Raw genomic sequence first — 15,199 nt, forward strand, 5'->3', positions numbered from 1 at the left:
ACTTGGATGGATATTGGGCTTTGCCCTGCTCACCAGTGCCGCACTATACATATATATGATTTCCTCGCCAACCCTGACTTCATTGTATGAGGCGAATGCGATTGAAGTTGCAAAAACCCAGATGTCACTGCTTGACTATGCTGCAAGCAAATCCTCTCTTGGAGGATCCCCATCTCAAAAAGTAAAGCTGAGTTTAAACGGGGGTAGCTTAATTGCTGAAAATGGTGGAAATTGGCTTGAGATTAACGCTGTTTTAGCAGATGGTACAAAAATTAACATTTACAATGACACACTGGGAAGGGTGATTTATGTCAGGGATGATACAATTATAGGCTACGAGTGCGGCGGAGTTTGGATGGAGGATCTGGTAATATCTCCTCCAGAGTTTCATTATGTGGTGAATACCTTAACTTTCCCCATAATTAAGGTAGTTAACAACTTCTCCATTAGTGGACAAGTTATTGAAATTCCGATCATATATCAAGGAACTGTGACATACTATCCAAATAAAAGTGTGAGTGAAAATCTGGTTAATCCAATAATGTGTGATCACATAGAGATCAAGTTAACGAGTGACTTTTACAAGGCTTGGGCAAAGTATTTTGAGGAAAATGCGGATGTATTGGTATATGATGAGAACAAAACCATCGTGCTCGAACTTGTCGCCGATTGGAGGAATCAGCAAATCCAGTTTACCTACCTTGAAGAGGGAATACCAATAGGAAAGATCAATACCAGCAATTCAACCCCTTTTAGTACTCTAATCGTGCATCTCGAAGATTTAAGACAGGATCTTAACCTCCCGCTCTATACCGACACCGGCTTGTATGAACTCTGCATATCTTTCAAAAAGACGAGTGGGGGTAACGATGTAAACTATTTAGTTGTGGCTTTCATTGATAACGTTAATGATACTTATGAGAGCTGGGTATCTACCAACCCGATTCCATGGAGTAATAATAGTCAGAACATAGATCTGTTAAACAATAGTATTTCCATGGAGTACACGAATCAGCTTCATGGAGTTAACGTTTACGGTATTCAGGGAAAAAAATTTGTCAATCCGACAGTTACTTGGGGGAATGATGTGGACTTGCAAGAAGAGGTCAATCCGGTAACTGGAGAGTTTGAGAAGGGCGATATAAAAGGCCTAGGAGACATCGTTCAGCATTACTTCTGGGTTATTGCAACAAAATCTGATACTTCAATTAGGCTTAAGAGACCTGCCGGGCAGGTATATGAGAAAGGATACAATGAAGAAAGTTCCTGGCTATATTTTGATGCGGATACTGGGGGAGGTATAGGCTTTTTACACGTGAACGAACACAAAATTAAAATTGGATTTTCAGATTAGTATATTAAAAAGCACATACGCCACAGTTAGCATGATGAGTGAGTGTTTTATGCCTGAAGACATGCTACCCTCTCCCATAACCCCGGCAACAATTCCTGCAAAAAGTCCCTGAAATATGGCAGCGTGCATAAAGATGTTTTTGTAAAAATCAACGTTTAGCCCTACTGTCATAAAAGACGTTCCGGATGACACCTGAGCGCTCTCTGCTAATGTCGATAGAAATGTTGAGGAGACTATATAAACTATTCCAATAAACACGAAGAAGGAGATGTATATTATTATAACATACATGAGCATACTTGAAAGCCTCTCCCTTCTTAAAAGCTCAGCATTGCTTGCATCCTTGGCTGAGATCATCAACACTTCGGTAACTTTGCCGGTTGATTTTAGAGACTCATTTAGCAAAGTTACGGTTCTTGAAAGCTCAAATATCCTCAACCTGTTCGCGAACCTAATGAGGGCATCACTCAAGCTCATCCCCCAGTCCAGATCTGCTTTTATCTTTTGAATTTCCTCTTTCAAAGGACTTGTATCTGTCTTTGCTATCATCGCTATGGCTTTGTATATCGGCACCCCACTCTCATTTGCTGCGGCAACTCTGTTGAGGAATATGGGAATCATTTTTAAGTGTCTTCTAATTCTCCTCTTCTTAGCTTCATAAAATGCGGTAAAAGGTGTGAATATAATCACGATAGCCAAAAAAATGTAGTCATCTATTGTAAAGAACCAGTCCATGGATACAGTAGTTGGAGGGTTTTGCGTAACACCATACACAACAAATAGAATGCCAGGTGGTAATGAAAAAACGAGGGAGTAATATGGTTTTCTCCTTATGATTCCAAATGGATTTCTTAAAACCTTTTTTATCTTCCATAACTTTATTTTCCTCTCCAATTTTTTTATATCATCTTCATAACCATCCTTTCTACTTTCCATAAGGTAAATATGACTCTCTTTTAGCTCTGGTGGTTCTCCCTCTTCAGCCGGACTAAGTAACTTTATAACTATTGCAAACATGAAAGAAGCAAATGGGATTATGATGTATATTACAGCGTAAAGTATCAGTTCGCTTCCTTGCCCCATCATAGCCATAACCGTTTGAATTATGATCAAGAAAAGAGGGCCAGCAACAAATGCGGTTATGTAGCTTTCTGCCATTAAGCCCAGGAAATCCAAGAAGTTTTTCTGATTTTGTCTCGCCTTCTCAAGATAAAAATCTGCCCTCTCTTCCAGATACCTTGTAATGTCTCCACCGCTGTCTATTATTGTTATCAAGCCGTGTAAGAACTCCTTGAAGTTCTCAGAAGGTGAAAACTCTACTGCATCCGATAAAGCCGTTCTTAAATCTTTACCCAATAATTCGATATCTCTTATTATCCTCGAAATTTCCTTTGAAACTTCTCCGTATATTTCCTTATAACTTGCTAGCGAGTTAAAGATCCGAATTACGTCCATTCCTCCCAAGCTTAGTGAGTACATAAAGGTTATAGCATGTGGTAAAACCTTGTCAATCTTGTTTTTCCTGTCGCTTATGATTGTTGAAGGGTAAATAAGGAATAACAGAGAACCTAAATAATAGAATATTATCGTCATTAAAATAACAACTACTCCCGAAAAAACAAGTGATTTATACGCGATCCAATAACTGTAGAAAGGCTCTGGAACAACGATGGGAAATTTTAGAATGTCTGAGGCAATTAAAAAGTATGCTAGGATCGAACCCACAATAGCTCCAAAAATCGCAAATATGAGTGATACCATTTTTGCCGTAGCTATGTACATCTCAGGAGGCATTGAAATCATAGCTTTGTGGAGAGACACTTCTAATTCGTAATATTTCTGCCTGTTTCTTTGAATACTTCTACCAAACAGCTTGTATCCCAGGTATGTGAGGTAATTAGCTTTCTTGAACATATTAGACTATCTCCATCTTTTCAAGCACTTTGTCGGGCCTGCTTTGGTAAGCGTGTATAATGTCACTTACACTTTTGAAATCCCTTATGTTGTGTTCGACCATAAATTCCAAAACTTGCCTTCTCCGTTTGAGCTCATCTTGTAATTCTGCATTGCTCCATCCCCTGCTCTTCCTTATTTCTTCCAAAGCCTTGGAGTGCCCAACCAGTAACTGCTTATCTTTAACACTATCCCACTGAAAAACCGTTGATGTTCTAAGCATCTTCGTATGTGGGTCCAGATCAACTATTTCTGCTATCTCGATGTTTTTTCTTACTCGTTTACCTCCAACATACGTTTGAGCTTGAATGCTTATAATGTCTAAAGCTTCAAGCATTGGGCGAGGGACCTCAATAGGGGGGCTTTCTAAACGATGTATCGCCCCATTAACGCTATCAGCATGCAAAGTTGAATAGGTGGTATGTCCAGTAGCCATAGCTTGGAATAAAGTTAACGCCTCTTTTCCTCTGACCTCACCAACTATTATGTACTCTGGTCTCTGCCTTAAAGCAGCCCTAAGTAAATCGTACATATCTATTACGCCTTTCTCTCCAAATGCTTCTCTAGTTACGAGGGGGATCCAGTTTTCATGGGGTAGCATAAGTTCCCTTGTATCCTCGATTGTAACGATTTTCGCCTTTCTTGGAATGAAGAGGGAGATTGCATTCATCGAAGTCGTTTTACCGCTTGCAGTTCCACCAGCAAAAATTAAGCTCTTCTTATTTTCGATACAAAGCCATAAGTAAGCCATCTGCTCTGATGAAAATGTTTTCCAGACTATTAAGTCAATTGGTGTTACTGGCTCATCTCTGAACTTCCTTATTGTGAATGTAGAACCGTGATCAGAGACCTCTCTACCTAATGTCATCTGTATTCTGCTTCCGTCTGGTAATGTAGCATCAATCATGGGCTCTGCAATACTTATGTGCTTACCACTTTGTTGAGCTAGTTTAACGACCAGAGTATCAAGCTCTCTCTCATTGAACCTCAAGTTAGTTTCTATGTTGGCATAATTTCTGTGAAATACAAAGACTGGTTTATCATATCCATTGCATGAAATATCCTCTAAGCTTCTATCCATCATAAGTGGAGTTAGCTTATTGTAGTAAATAAAATCTCTAATTATATAATATAAAATCTTGTAATAAGATTTTACGTCCAAATTTATTCTCATATCTTCTATAAGACTGTCAATGGCATTCTTCAAAATTTCCTCTTTCATCAGTTTCCCAGTACCTCTCTCAAGCTCTGTCACTTCCAAGATGTACCCAAGATCCAGCTTTAGCTTGTTTAAAACTTCAATTTCAACCGGATTTAGCTCAGGCTCTACCACAATATACCTGTAATCATGCAACTCGTCGTTGTATATGATGTAGGCTTTACTGAACGGTTCCTGAATCCAGTATTCTTCAACTATCCTCCAATCTTCTGGCAGAGAAAATTCTACAAGATCTCCATGTATGGATGGATCGTAAGCCTCAACGATCTCTCTCTTAATAATGCCCTTCTTCCGTCTTCTACTTTTGAAAACTTTTTCGAGTTTTTTCGCCTCTTCTATAGATTCCATTGCCTGCCTCTCATACTCTTCAATAGATTCTTCTGCATCATCTTCCTTTCTTTTTCTCTTTAGGAGACCCAGCATACTCACATAAATTTGATCTGCATTTCATTTAAGCTTTTTTGACCATAAGGTTTGGAGTAACAGCTCATAATCATAAATCAGAACTCTTCAGCCATTCAGAAATTAGAAATTACAACTTCATGCAACCATGGAGACAGGCTCCACCAGGAGTTAAAAATAACTCCAAGGGCTTTTGGGAAGGATAGGAGGTTGCCAATAACGAACAGATACGTTCCATGGGATTGATTTAATAAAATTATAATAAAAAAGTTTGTGAAATTCTTACAAGCTTTCCATCTTTTTCTATACAGAACTTTGCAAAACCAGGTTGGATATCTCTGATATAGCTCTGATCAACTCCGATAAGATACGTTTCCTCGCCGAAGCTAACATACTCTTCCTCTTTTTTAATCCTCAGAATGACATCGTAGAACCTCTGAATTAGATTGTCCACGTGCCTTTCGTATACGTTGTCGGGTTCAGGAGCAAAGAGGGTAATCCACTTGGGTAGGATATCGAATATTCTTAAAATGCTGCTTAGAGTGTTTGCACCGTAGAGAGCGGGTATGAGGTGTGTTCCATAACATACGAGCAGATCGTCGTTTTTTAACTTACTCAACAGATCCTCAAGTTCTGAGAGGGTTTCCTTCGGATTTCCGTAAGGTACCTGCTCATAAAGTCTACCAAAAGGTACGTCTTCACTAAAACCAATCTTTATAATGCTCGCATTTCTAAGAATTTCCACTATTTTTGGAGATTCTTCTTTGAAGGATAAGTAAGCATTTTCAAGCCACCTACACATGGTGTCCGAGAAAACGACGAATATTTGTCTTTTTGAGGAGAAACATGGGATTACATAATGAAAGAGGAGTTTCAGCATTGGATATCTAGAATCGAAGACGATTCGAGTTTTCAGATGTTCAAGCTTTTTAATAAGAGGCAAAATGTATTCGTTCGAGGTCATCATCCACCTCTCGCAAGTTTTTATTAAAATTGAATTTTTGAGAGTTTTAAAAACTTTTTTAATACTATTGCTTAATAATTGTGAATTTTTTGCTTGTCATTCACAGATTTTATGAAATATGGTTAAAAAATTAATGTTAACTTGAATCGCATCAACCTTCGGTGATTTACGTACTTGAAGTAAAGGGTGTGAGGATGAGCAATCTGCCCTGAGTGCGAGGGTTGCCTTATGAAAGATTACAAGAGAGGTAATACTGTATGCGAGAAATTTGGGCTTGTTGATGAGGAGAGCTGTAGTCGGCAACAGAATGGAATTGAGAAAGAGGGATGAGTGGCTTTAAACAAGAACAGGATCACCTTTGACTTATACAATCTATGACTTCGGTCTTGCAACTGAGATAGGAATAATAAAGAAGAAAAAGAATTCATCTCCCCGTCGCTTGCAAGATCCCATGCGTGTGAGCGTGGGGATACGTAAGGGGAGGCGGGTAGGTCATTAAGCTTATTCAGAGAAAGTAATAACGACCTCTCTACAGTTGTAAGGCTGGACAGCCCGTAAGGGCTGGTGTAAATGAAAGTAGCCCGTGAGTCCCATGAGGATAACGGGTAGTGGCCGTGTGAGCTGGCCTGTGGGGATAAGGTTGCCACTGAGCAATAAACTCCACGTGAAGCTCCATCTGTAGGAGGGTGGAGTGGTTCACCGAAACATTTTTTCGTCTCATAAGCCTTGACCTTGATAACTATAACCTGCAAAAAACTAAGATTTGAGGATTAATTTCTTGCTGTCAAGCGATATCCCTGGATGTGTCTATCTCTATGCCCTCGCTTATGTAGAATCTGAAGGTCTCTAACATTGGTTGCTTGTTTCTAATCTTTGGAATTGAAAGTCTGCTTAATATTTTGTCTCCAATCCTCTCGCTATCTATATCGAGAATGACATCACATATATCCATGACTGTGTAAACTAAATCTATGGGATGTACGTTTTTCAGCACATAAATGTAAAACAAATTTCCTGTTTGCTTAGAGGCAATGTATAGTTTGTTTAACAACCACTCTTTTAAACCTCTGCTCACATCGAGTTTTAAAAAGAAGGACATCGAATCAAAAATTACATTGTATTCTTTACCGTCCTGCAATATATTGTTAAGCTGATGTTCAATAAAGTCGAAGATCTCTTTATCTCTGTATCTGTCTTCAATAATGAAGTGTCCATATTCGTTAAGATAGTACTGGCTGAATACATCTATAAATTCAACATCAGGATCAAAACCCATTGCTAACATGTTTTGCTTGATATATTCGGATGGTCGAGATGTGTTAAAGTAATACGTTTTTCTAACTGAGGCGAATTGGTACAGAAAAGCTTCGGGCATACTCATTGGGTTTGCATATACACAAACTAAACTCCCCTCGGGCAGTCCACCATCTAGTCTTCTGTCAAGTAAGTGGATTCCAGTCGGTATGCTTTTAACCATCTGTTGCTGTTGCATTATCATTATAATCACATAGTTGTACTTTATTGCTATTAATTTTTTCGCTTGTGTGGTGTGGCTGTGGAACTCAAGGTATTAAAGTAACAAGAACGACTGGGTGTACTTTTTTCTAGACCATTCAACGAGTTTGCCTATCATAGCTTACCCATGCATGTCGCAGAGCCTACAACAATGCCTCCAAGCGTGCATATATATCCTGAAATCGTGAGGTGTTTTGGTCCGCTTAGTATCGCTTCCCAAAAAAATTTATCTCATCAGGTATTAAAAAACACAATGGATGTATGTTTCGTTTTCCTCGAATCATCACTGGAGGTAATTCCTGAGGAGATTTCATCTCATCCAGTAATCAAAAAAGAGGAAAGGAAAAGAGGGAAAAAAGCGAGTGAGATAATCCTTGACGATTCCAAGCATCACATCGCTATGAAATCCCTGCCGAACAGAGAAAAGCGGGGAAGGCCCGATATAGTCCATTTCTGTCTGCTTTCGGTTTTGGACTCTCCCATCTCGAAAAAGGCAGAGATTTATGTCCACACGATCAACGATGAAGTCATAAAATTTGAGAACTTTGTCAGGCTTCCGAGGAACTATAACAGATTTGTTGGATTGATGGAGAAGCTCTTCAGGGATGGGGTAATTGAGAGCAATGGAAGAGTGCTGATTCAAATACTCGACATCGATTTTGAGGGCTTAATCGATAAACTATCCGGCAGAAAGTTCATTCTTTTTACAGAAAAAGGCAGAAAGATAATGCCAGATATGAGAGGATCCACGATATTCATCGGAGCATTTCCACATGGAGATTTCGATGCAGGTATTATGGAAGTTTTGATGGAATCTAGCATAGAGATGGTTTCTTTAGGCGATGAAAGCTATTCGAGCAATTATGTAACAAATAAGGCGATCTGTTTTCTCGAAATGGGCTGGGTGGGGTAGATGAAAGAGTTTGAGTTCATTGCCATAGCCAGAGATCTGTTCAAAAGCAGGAAAAAAGAAGTTGTTTACGGAGCAGGAGATGACGATTGTGCTGTGATAAAGCTGAACGACAGATACCTTGTGTTATCTTCAGATATGCTCCATGAGCAGTCCGATTTCCCGAAAATAATGACTCCTTTTGAGATAGGCTGGATGAGTGTTGCGGTTAATTTTAGCGATCTCGCTGGGAGTGGCGTCAAGCCAGAATACTTCATCTTCGATATTTGCCTGAGAGAGGGGATCGAGGATAGTTTCGAAGAAATCCTGAAAGGTGTCAAAGCCTTATGTGATAGGTATGATGCCGAGGTTGTTGGAGGAGATGTGGATTTTGGAGATGAACTGTTTATCGTTGGATTCGCTTTGGGATTTTCTGACAGGGTTGTGGTTCAGAGTGGTGCTAAAGCGGGAGACAGGGTTTACATCACCGGCTTAACCGGAAAATCCCAGTTGGCACTGGAGTACTATTTGAAAGGATATGATAGAGAAGAGATTCCCTTCGTTAGCTCGCTCGTGATGCCAGAACCAAAGGTAAAAGAAGGTCTAATGCTCACCCACACAGCCAACTCCATGACAGACATAAGCGATAGCCTGGCAGTCTCCCTGCACAACATAGCGAGCAGGAGCAATGTTTGCATAGAAATAGAGGCTATGGACCTCTCGGAGTTGCTGGAGTTCGTGGACTACGATAAAGCTCTGGAACTGTTTCTGTATGGTGGAGGTGATTTCGAGCTTGTTTTCACGAGCGACTCTGAGCCTGAAGTTGGTATTGAAATCGGCAGGGTCAGGGAAGGTAAGGGAGTTCACATCCTGGATGATATAAAGCGTACAGTTGAGTTCAGAGGGTACAGTCACTTCTAAAGCTGTGATATGGGATAAAAAAGATATCTAAAGCGTGTTTGTTCTTCCCACTGGATAGTAAGCGATTTTAGATAAATATCCGATGTCTATTCTACCGTTGTCGTTGAAATCGACTTTGGATCAAAACAGAGCGTAGCTCTACAATCTAGAAGAGTGCAAAGCTGAGGTGATCAATCCACCCCAGCAAAAAACTTTTTCTCTGGTAAAATCTATTTTCGTTCATGTCCAAGACCTATAAGGGAGTTGTTCTGGAATTCTATCATGGGGATATTACGAAGCTTGAGGTTGATGCAATCGTCAATGCAGCGAATACGAAGCTCGTGATGGGTGGTGGGGTTGCTGGAGCCATAAAGCGAGCCGGTGGAGTTGAAATAGAGAAAGAGGCTGTAGCGAAGGGCCCAATAAAAATTGGGGAGGCTGTAGAAACAACAGCCGGGAGGTTGAAAGCGAAGTATGTGATCCATACACCAACGATGGAGCTTGACTTCAAAACGGATGAGAACAAGATAAGGCTCGCGATGAAAGCTGCTTTGAATAAGGCTAAAGAGCTTGACATTAGATCCATCGCTTTTCCGGCACTGGGTACTGGAGTTGGTGGTTTCTCGAAGGCTGAAGCGGCGAAGATAATGATAGAGGAGATCAAAAAGGTGATTGACGAGGGAACGAGCCTTGAAAGGATCGTTCTTGCAGATATAAGTGCTGAGCAGGTTGAGGAATACCGAAAGAAGGCGGAGGAACTCCTATAGAGTTTTAGAAACATATTAATTTTTTGGATCCTACCATGTTTATGGATTTCACGCACCTCGATGAATCGGGAAAGGTTAGAATGGTTGACATCTCTGAGAAAAAGGATGTTCTCAGGATTGCAGTTGCTGAGGGAAAAATTAAGCTGAAAGAGGAAACCATTCATGCCATTGTTGAAAACAGAGTTGCCAAAGGGAATGTTCTGGCAACGGCAATAGTTGCCGGAACCTTGGCTGTCAAAAAAACACCTGAGTTGATTCCGATGTGTCATCCTATCCCATTAACTCAGGTTGAGATCGATTTTGAGATCGATGATCATATTAAGGCTATTTGCAGAGTAAAATCGAGAGGTAAAACGGGAGTTGAGATGGAAGCTCTAACGGGTGTTACCACCGCTTTGCTTACGATATGGGATATGGTAAAGTCGATGGAGAAGGATGAGAGTGGAAACTATCCGGAAACTGCAATCCATGACATCAGGGTTGTGAGCAAGGAAAAGCTTGAAGAGTGAAAGGTGAGGGTTGTGAGAGCTCAAATCGCAAAAATACTGAGGGATAGCGGAGTTGAGCCATACACAGATGCCAGTGGATACGTCTTCGATGAAACTCCTGAAACAGTCAGGATCGAACCATGCAGAGATGTAATTGTTGTTAAGCCAAGAAATACAGAAGAGGTTGCAAGAGTAATGCGGATTGCCTATGAACATAACATTCCTGTTTTCGTAAGGGGTGGCGGAACGGGCTTGAGCTGCGGAGCGGTACCAACAAAAACAGGAATAGTCCTCTCAACCGAAAGGATGAAGAGGATAGAGGTGGATGCTGAAAATCTGTGTGCTGTTTGCTCTGCTGGAGTTACCCTCGGCGAGCTGATCAACGCTGCTGAATCAAAGGGTTTGAGCTTCCCACCTCATCCGGGAAGCGAGTCAGCAACTGTTGCCGGGATGGTTGCCACAAATGCTGGTGGAGTCAGGGCGATGAAGTATGGGGTGATGAGAAACTATGTGATCGGGCTGAAGGCTGTTCTCGCGGATGGAGAGGTTCTGAGCCTTGGCGGGAAAATGATCAAGAACAATGCTGGCTACAACCTGATGCACCTGCTCATTGGAAGTGAAGGAACTCTCGCGATTATAACCGAAGTCGTGCTGAAGCTTTTACCCCCTTTCAGGGAAACCCTAACGCTCGCAGTACCGTTTAGATGCGTCGAGGATGCCATCAGAATTGTGCCAAAGATAATGATTGAGAGCATGCCATTGGCTCTGGAGTATATCGAGGGTGAGGCTATCACATATGGTGAGAAAGCGAGCGGTAAAAGATGGCCTCCGAGGGATAAAGCGAATCTTATGGTTATCCTCGATGGAGACAGTAAGGATGATTTGATGAGAAAAGCTGAAAGGGTTGCTGAGATTTGCGAGAGAAGTAATGCCGTTGATGTCTTCGTAGCAACTGGCAGAGAAGAGAAGGATTTGCTTGCTGTGAGAAGCCTGATATATGAAGGAATCAAGAACGATCTGATCGAGATACTCGATGTTTCAGTTCCAGTAGCCAAAATACCGGAATACATAAGGAAATGTAACGATGTGGCTGAAAAAATGGGATTCAAGGTTATCAACTACGGGCATGCGGGAGATGGAAACATACACCAGCACCCGATGAAGCGGGTGGGCTGGGAGAAGGATTATGAGGGGCTGAGAATGAGGTTCTTTGAGATAGCATCAGATCTCGGTGGAACCATAACTGGAGAGCATGGTATTGGTGCCCTGAAAAAAGATCATCTGAAACACTTTATCTCAGAGAGAGAATATCGGATAATGCAGGAGATGAAGAGGATATTCGATCCAAAAGGCATCCTTAACCCCGGAAAGGTTGTTGACCATGTTCGTTAAGCTCTCCTACGATAGGGGAACGATAATCGCGAAGGGTGATGTGCACATACCCTTCGGAAGTTTCGATGAGAGAGTTGGTTGTTATAGAGTTTTAGCATACAAGTACCGTGATCTGGTAGAGTACCTCAACCTGTCGGGAATCGAGTACGAGGAAGAGGTTTTCGATCCCCCGCCAACACCCTTCTTCGATGCAGAGTTTGAGCTCAGGGATTATCAGGAGGAGGCTGTTCAGAAGTGGATGGTGGACAGGAGAGGGGTTGTGGTTCTGCCAACCGGGGCAGGCAAGACATATGTTGCGATGGAGATTATAAGAGAACTGAATGTTCCAACTCTCATTGTGGTTCCAACCCTCGACCTCATCGACCAGTGGATGGCCAAACTATCCATTTTCGGAGAGATTGGAGAGTTCTCTGGAAGAAAAAAGGAGATTAAAGCTATAACTATATCAACCTATGATTCTGCATACATTAACGCTGAAACTCTCGGCAACAAATTCCTGCTTATTGTTTTCGATGAGGTTCATCATTTACCCTCTGAGAGCTACAGGGTGATTGCCGAGATGAGCTGTGCGCCATACAGGCTTGGTTTAACGGCTACGATGGAAAGAGAGGATGGACTGCATAGTTTGCTGCCAAAGCTTGTGGGTGGGAAGGTTTACGAGGTAACTCATGACCAGATATCGGAGCATTTGGCACCCTTTACAATAAAGAGAATAAAGGTTCCGCTGAGTGAGAAAGAAAAGGGGGCGTATGATCAACTATCCAAGAAGTTCAGGGATTATTTGAAGAAAAAGGGTATGAAGCTAACATCCATGGATGACTTTCGAAAAATAGTGATGCGAACAGGATTTGACAAACAGGCTTATGAAGCTCTGAAGTCTTGGGAGGAAGCAAGGAAAATTGCCTACAACTCGAAAAACAAGCTCAAAGTGTTGAAAAATTTGTTGCAGAGGCACAGAAAGGATAAGATAATCATATTCACGAGGTACAACGATCTCGTTTACAGGATTTCGAGGCTGTTTCTGATTCCGGCGATAACATACAAAACTGATCAGAGTGAGAGGAAGGAGATACTGAGAAACTTCAGGAGAGGTATTTACAGGGTTATTGTAAGCAGTCAGGTTCTTGATGAGGGCGTGGATGTCCCGGATGCCAACATCGGCATAATTATGAGCGGTAGCGGGAGTGCTAGGGAGTACATTCAAAGGCTAGGCAGAATATTGAGACCTTCAGGAAAGAAAGCGATTCTTTATGAGATAGTCTCATCCGAAACCTCTGAGGAGAGGGTATCGCGCAGAAGGAGGAGGAAACTAAAGAACAAGTAGAGATTGACATGTAAAATTTGTATATCTATTTCTCTCCAATAGATTAATATTTAATCGATATTAGATATTTACCGTGCTTCCGAAAGAGTACCTTGATGTGAGAAAGATCAAAGGAAAAATTTACCCGAGATTTGTGGATTTCGAGTGGTTCGACATCGCGAAGAAGGTAATTTCCATCTATGCCAAAAATACAGGAAACAAGCTGAAAAAAGCCAGGAATGAGGTTAAGAAGATCGAAGATTCCGAGAATTACAAGAAGATAAGGGCTTTTGCGAGGATAGTTGAGAGGGAGATCGATTTTAAAAGTCCGACCACCCTCAATCCTTTAGAGGTAAGAAAGCTCCTGTTCTCTAAGGGCCCTGTTACTACTGCCAGCGAGAGGGAGAAAGTTATAGAAGAGGTTGCGAGAAGGTTTGGAGTTGATAAGAGGGAGATAGAGCTATCGATGTTTGGAGATATGGAAGAGGACAGCATAATTGACGGGGTAAAGGTGGATCCTGAAACCCTGCTTATGAAGTACAACCTTTCGCTCCTGCAAACAACGCTGATGAACGCAATAGCAGTTAGGTTCAGGGTGGAAGATAATCACAAGAAAGTCTTCTCCGGAATAAAGAGGCTTGGGCTGATGTACGAGATAGAAGATGAGTTCGTCAGGCTGACAGGCCCGGCATCCATCCTGAAGCAAACGAAGAAGTACGGAACGGCTTTTGCAAAGCTAATACCCGCAATAGTAAACTCGAGATTATGGGTTATACATGCCGAAATTCTTGATTATGACAGGATATACAGAATGTCAATCAGCAGTGAGGATGGGGTGATGTTTTACAGAGAAAAGCTCAGCATGGATTTCGACTCATCGCTGGAAGAGGAGCTCTACAGCAGACTGATATGCTCAAGAAGGGATCTTGAAATTGTAAGAGAGCCATCACTGGTTTCTGTTGGTGGGTTTGCCTTCATCCCTGACTTCAGAATTAGAAGAGGGGACAGGGAGATATATATAGAGATCGCTGGTTTCTGGACAGAAGATTATGTGAAAAAGAAGGTGGAGAAAATTGAGAGGGCCAATATACCGCTGCTGGTTGTTGCAAGGGAAGAAATAGCAGAGAAGCTGAAAAGCAGGCATGTGATCCGTTTCAAAAATAAACTGCCATATTTGAAAATCCTGAAGTTCATAAACGAGTACTTCGCTGACAGTGGTGGCAAAAACATTATGAAAGCTGAGGGAGAGGTGCCTGAGAAATACCTGAGATATAAGGACTGGTTTGTAAGCATCGACTTTATTGAGTACTGCAAGAAATGCATAGAAGAAGGTAGAGTAGAGGAGGTTGTTGAAAAAGAGGGCGGGAGTATAGCGCTGGAGTATCTTGGCTACAAGGTTGTTTGGGACGGACTGTCAGATTTCAGGATAGTAAGGGTGCATGATGATTAGCTCTTGAACTGCATGTTGGCGTTAGCTTTATTTAGAATTCGGGATAGAGTTATTTAGAGTTGTGTTAAAAGGTGGAGGTAGAGCCATGATTCCTGAAAGGATGTTAAAAGCTTTGAACAGGCAGATAAATGCTGAGTTCTATTCTGCATACCTTTATCTGTCAATGGCAACATACTTTGAGAGCATCAGCCTGAAAGGCTTTGCCAACTGGATGAGGGTTCAGGCTAAGGAGGAATTAATGCATGCTATGAAGTTATTCGACTTTGTGGTTGAGCGAGGTGGCAGGGTTAAGCTTGACGGGATCGAAAAACCTCCAAGCGAGTGGAAATCCCCGCTCGATGCGTTTGAGGCTGTTTACAGGCATGAGGTCAAGGTTACATCCATGATAAACGAGCTCGTGGATCTGGCACTGGAGGAGAAGGATCATGCATCCTATGCATTTCTGCAGTGGTATGTGATGGAGCAGGTTGAGGAGGAAGCATCTGCTGATGAAATCGTTCAGAAGCTGAAGCTCGTCGGGGATGAAAAGAGCGGTCTTTTCGCCATAGATCAGGAACTGGCAAAGAGGCAGTTCACGGAAGTACAGCAATAATTGCCGGGTGT

Annotated in this window: 13 protein-coding genes; 9 read left to right on the forward strand and 4 right to left on the reverse strand. The window is 41.7% G+C overall.

Annotation, left to right across the window (positions count from 1 at the left end; genetic code table 11):
• Nucleotides 1-13: 13 nt before the first annotated feature.
• Complete coding sequence (locus tag ASULF_RS07190) at nt 14-1,354, forward strand: DUF7308 domain-containing protein (RefSeq protein ID WP_015591050.1); 1,341 nt, start codon at nt 14-16, stop codon at nt 1,352-1,354.
• Here ASULF_RS07190 and ASULF_RS07195 read toward each other — a convergent pair.
• From ASULF_RS07195 to ASULF_RS07210, 4 genes are all read right to left on the reverse strand, one after another.
• Nucleotides 1,346-3,268 (reverse strand): type II secretion system F family protein, encoded by a 1,923-nt coding sequence (locus ASULF_RS07195; protein WP_015591051.1) that lies wholly within the window; start codon nt 3,266-3,268, stop codon nt 1,346-1,348. The two genes, ASULF_RS07190 and ASULF_RS07195, sit on opposite strands and share 9 nt — an antisense overlap.
• Before the next feature lies 1 nt (nt 3,269).
• On the reverse strand, nt 3,270-4,949 hold the full coding sequence (locus ASULF_RS07200; protein WP_015591052.1) for a type II/IV secretion system ATPase subunit: 1,680 nt from the start codon (nt 4,947-4,949) through the stop codon (nt 3,270-3,272).
• Nucleotides 4,950-5,184: 235 nt separating this feature from the next.
• Nucleotides 5,185-5,730 (reverse strand): hypothetical protein, encoded by a 546-nt coding sequence (locus ASULF_RS07205; protein WP_144060509.1) that lies wholly within the window; start codon nt 5,728-5,730, stop codon nt 5,185-5,187.
• A 946-nt stretch (nt 5,731-6,676) separates the two neighbouring features.
• Nucleotides 6,677-7,390, reverse strand: coding sequence for an RAD55 family ATPase (locus tag ASULF_RS07210; protein WP_144060510.1), 714 nt, complete (start codon nt 7,388-7,390; stop codon nt 6,677-6,679).
• A 270-nt stretch (nt 7,391-7,660) separates the two neighbouring features.
• Between ASULF_RS07210 and ASULF_RS07215 the strand changes: the two genes are divergently transcribed.
• The 8 genes from ASULF_RS07215 to ASULF_RS07250 all read left to right on the forward strand — a co-directional run bounded on the left by ASULF_RS07215 (nt 7,661) and on the right by ASULF_RS07250 (nt 15,188).
• A complete protein-coding gene (locus tag ASULF_RS07215; protein ID WP_015591055.1) occupies nt 7,661-8,320 on the forward strand; it encodes a hypothetical protein in 660 nt (219 codons plus the stop codon).
• The gene (gene thiL / locus ASULF_RS07220; RefSeq protein WP_015591056.1) at nt 8,321-9,217 is read left to right on the forward strand and encodes a thiamine-phosphate kinase; all 897 of its coding nucleotides are present in this window, start codon (nt 8,321-8,323) and stop codon (nt 9,215-9,217) included.
• 221 nt (nt 9,218-9,438) lie between these two features.
• The gene (locus ASULF_RS07225; RefSeq protein WP_015591057.1) at nt 9,439-9,963 is read left to right on the forward strand and encodes a macro domain-containing protein; all 525 of its coding nucleotides are present in this window, start codon (nt 9,439-9,441) and stop codon (nt 9,961-9,963) included.
• A 41-nt stretch (nt 9,964-10,004) separates the two neighbouring features.
• A complete protein-coding gene (gene moaC / locus ASULF_RS07230; RefSeq protein ID WP_015591058.1) occupies nt 10,005-10,472 on the forward strand; it encodes a cyclic pyranopterin monophosphate synthase MoaC in 468 nt (155 codons plus the stop codon).
• A gap of 3 nt (nt 10,473-10,475) precedes the next feature.
• On the forward strand, nt 10,476-11,843 hold the full coding sequence (locus tag ASULF_RS07235) for an FAD-binding oxidoreductase (RefSeq protein ID WP_236609671.1): 1,368 nt from the start codon (nt 10,476-10,478) through the stop codon (nt 11,841-11,843).
• Nucleotides 11,833-13,167 (forward strand): DEAD/DEAH box helicase family protein, encoded by a 1,335-nt coding sequence (locus ASULF_RS07240; RefSeq protein ID WP_015591060.1) that lies wholly within the window; start codon nt 11,833-11,835, stop codon nt 13,165-13,167. Before ASULF_RS07235 ends, ASULF_RS07240 begins: the two co-directional genes overlap by 11 nt.
• A 73-nt stretch (nt 13,168-13,240) precedes the next feature.
• Entirely contained in the window at nt 13,241-14,596 is a 1,356-nt protein-coding gene (locus ASULF_RS07245; RefSeq protein ID WP_015591061.1) for a DUF790 family protein, read from the forward strand.
• Nucleotides 14,597-14,681: 85 nt separating this feature from the next.
• Nucleotides 14,682-15,188 (forward strand): ferritin, encoded by a 507-nt coding sequence (locus tag ASULF_RS07250; RefSeq protein WP_015591062.1) that lies wholly within the window; start codon nt 14,682-14,684, stop codon nt 15,186-15,188.
• The last annotated feature ends 11 nt before the right edge of the window (nt 15,189-15,199 follow it).

It is taken from the genome of Archaeoglobus sulfaticallidus PM70-1, assembly GCF_000385565.1.
GTDB lineage: Archaea > Halobacteriota > Archaeoglobi > Archaeoglobales > Archaeoglobaceae > Archaeoglobus_A > Archaeoglobus_A sulfaticallidus.

Coding starts and splice junctions, on each gene's coding strand:
- ASULF_RS07195 (WP_015591051.1), bottom strand. CDS start 3,268: ATGTTCAAGAAAGCTAATTACCTCACATACCTGGGATACAAGCTGTTT.
- ASULF_RS07200 (WP_015591052.1), bottom strand. CDS start 4,949: ATGCTGGGTCTCCTAAAGAGAAAAAGAAAGGAAGATGATGCAGAAGAA.
- ASULF_RS07205 (WP_144060509.1), bottom strand. CDS start 5,730: ATGTGTAGGTGGCTTGAAAATGCTTACTTATCCTTCAAAGAAGAATCT.
- ASULF_RS07210 (WP_144060510.1), bottom strand. CDS start 7,390: ATGATAATGCAACAGCAACAGATGGTTAAAAGCATACCGACTGGAATC.
- ASULF_RS07215 (WP_015591055.1), top strand. CDS start 7,661: ATGGATGTATGTTTCGTTTTCCTCGAATCATCACTGGAGGTAATTCCT.
- thiL (WP_015591056.1), top strand. CDS start 8,321: ATGAAAGAGTTTGAGTTCATTGCCATAGCCAGAGATCTGTTCAAAAGC.
- ASULF_RS07225 (WP_015591057.1), top strand. CDS start 9,439: ATGTCCAAGACCTATAAGGGAGTTGTTCTGGAATTCTATCATGGGGAT.
- moaC (WP_015591058.1), top strand. CDS start 10,005: ATGGATTTCACGCACCTCGATGAATCGGGAAAGGTTAGAATGGTTGAC.
- ASULF_RS07240 (WP_015591060.1), top strand. CDS start 11,833: ATGTTCGTTAAGCTCTCCTACGATAGGGGAACGATAATCGCGAAGGGT.
- ASULF_RS07250 (WP_015591062.1), top strand. CDS start 14,682: ATGATTCCTGAAAGGATGTTAAAAGCTTTGAACAGGCAGATAAATGCT.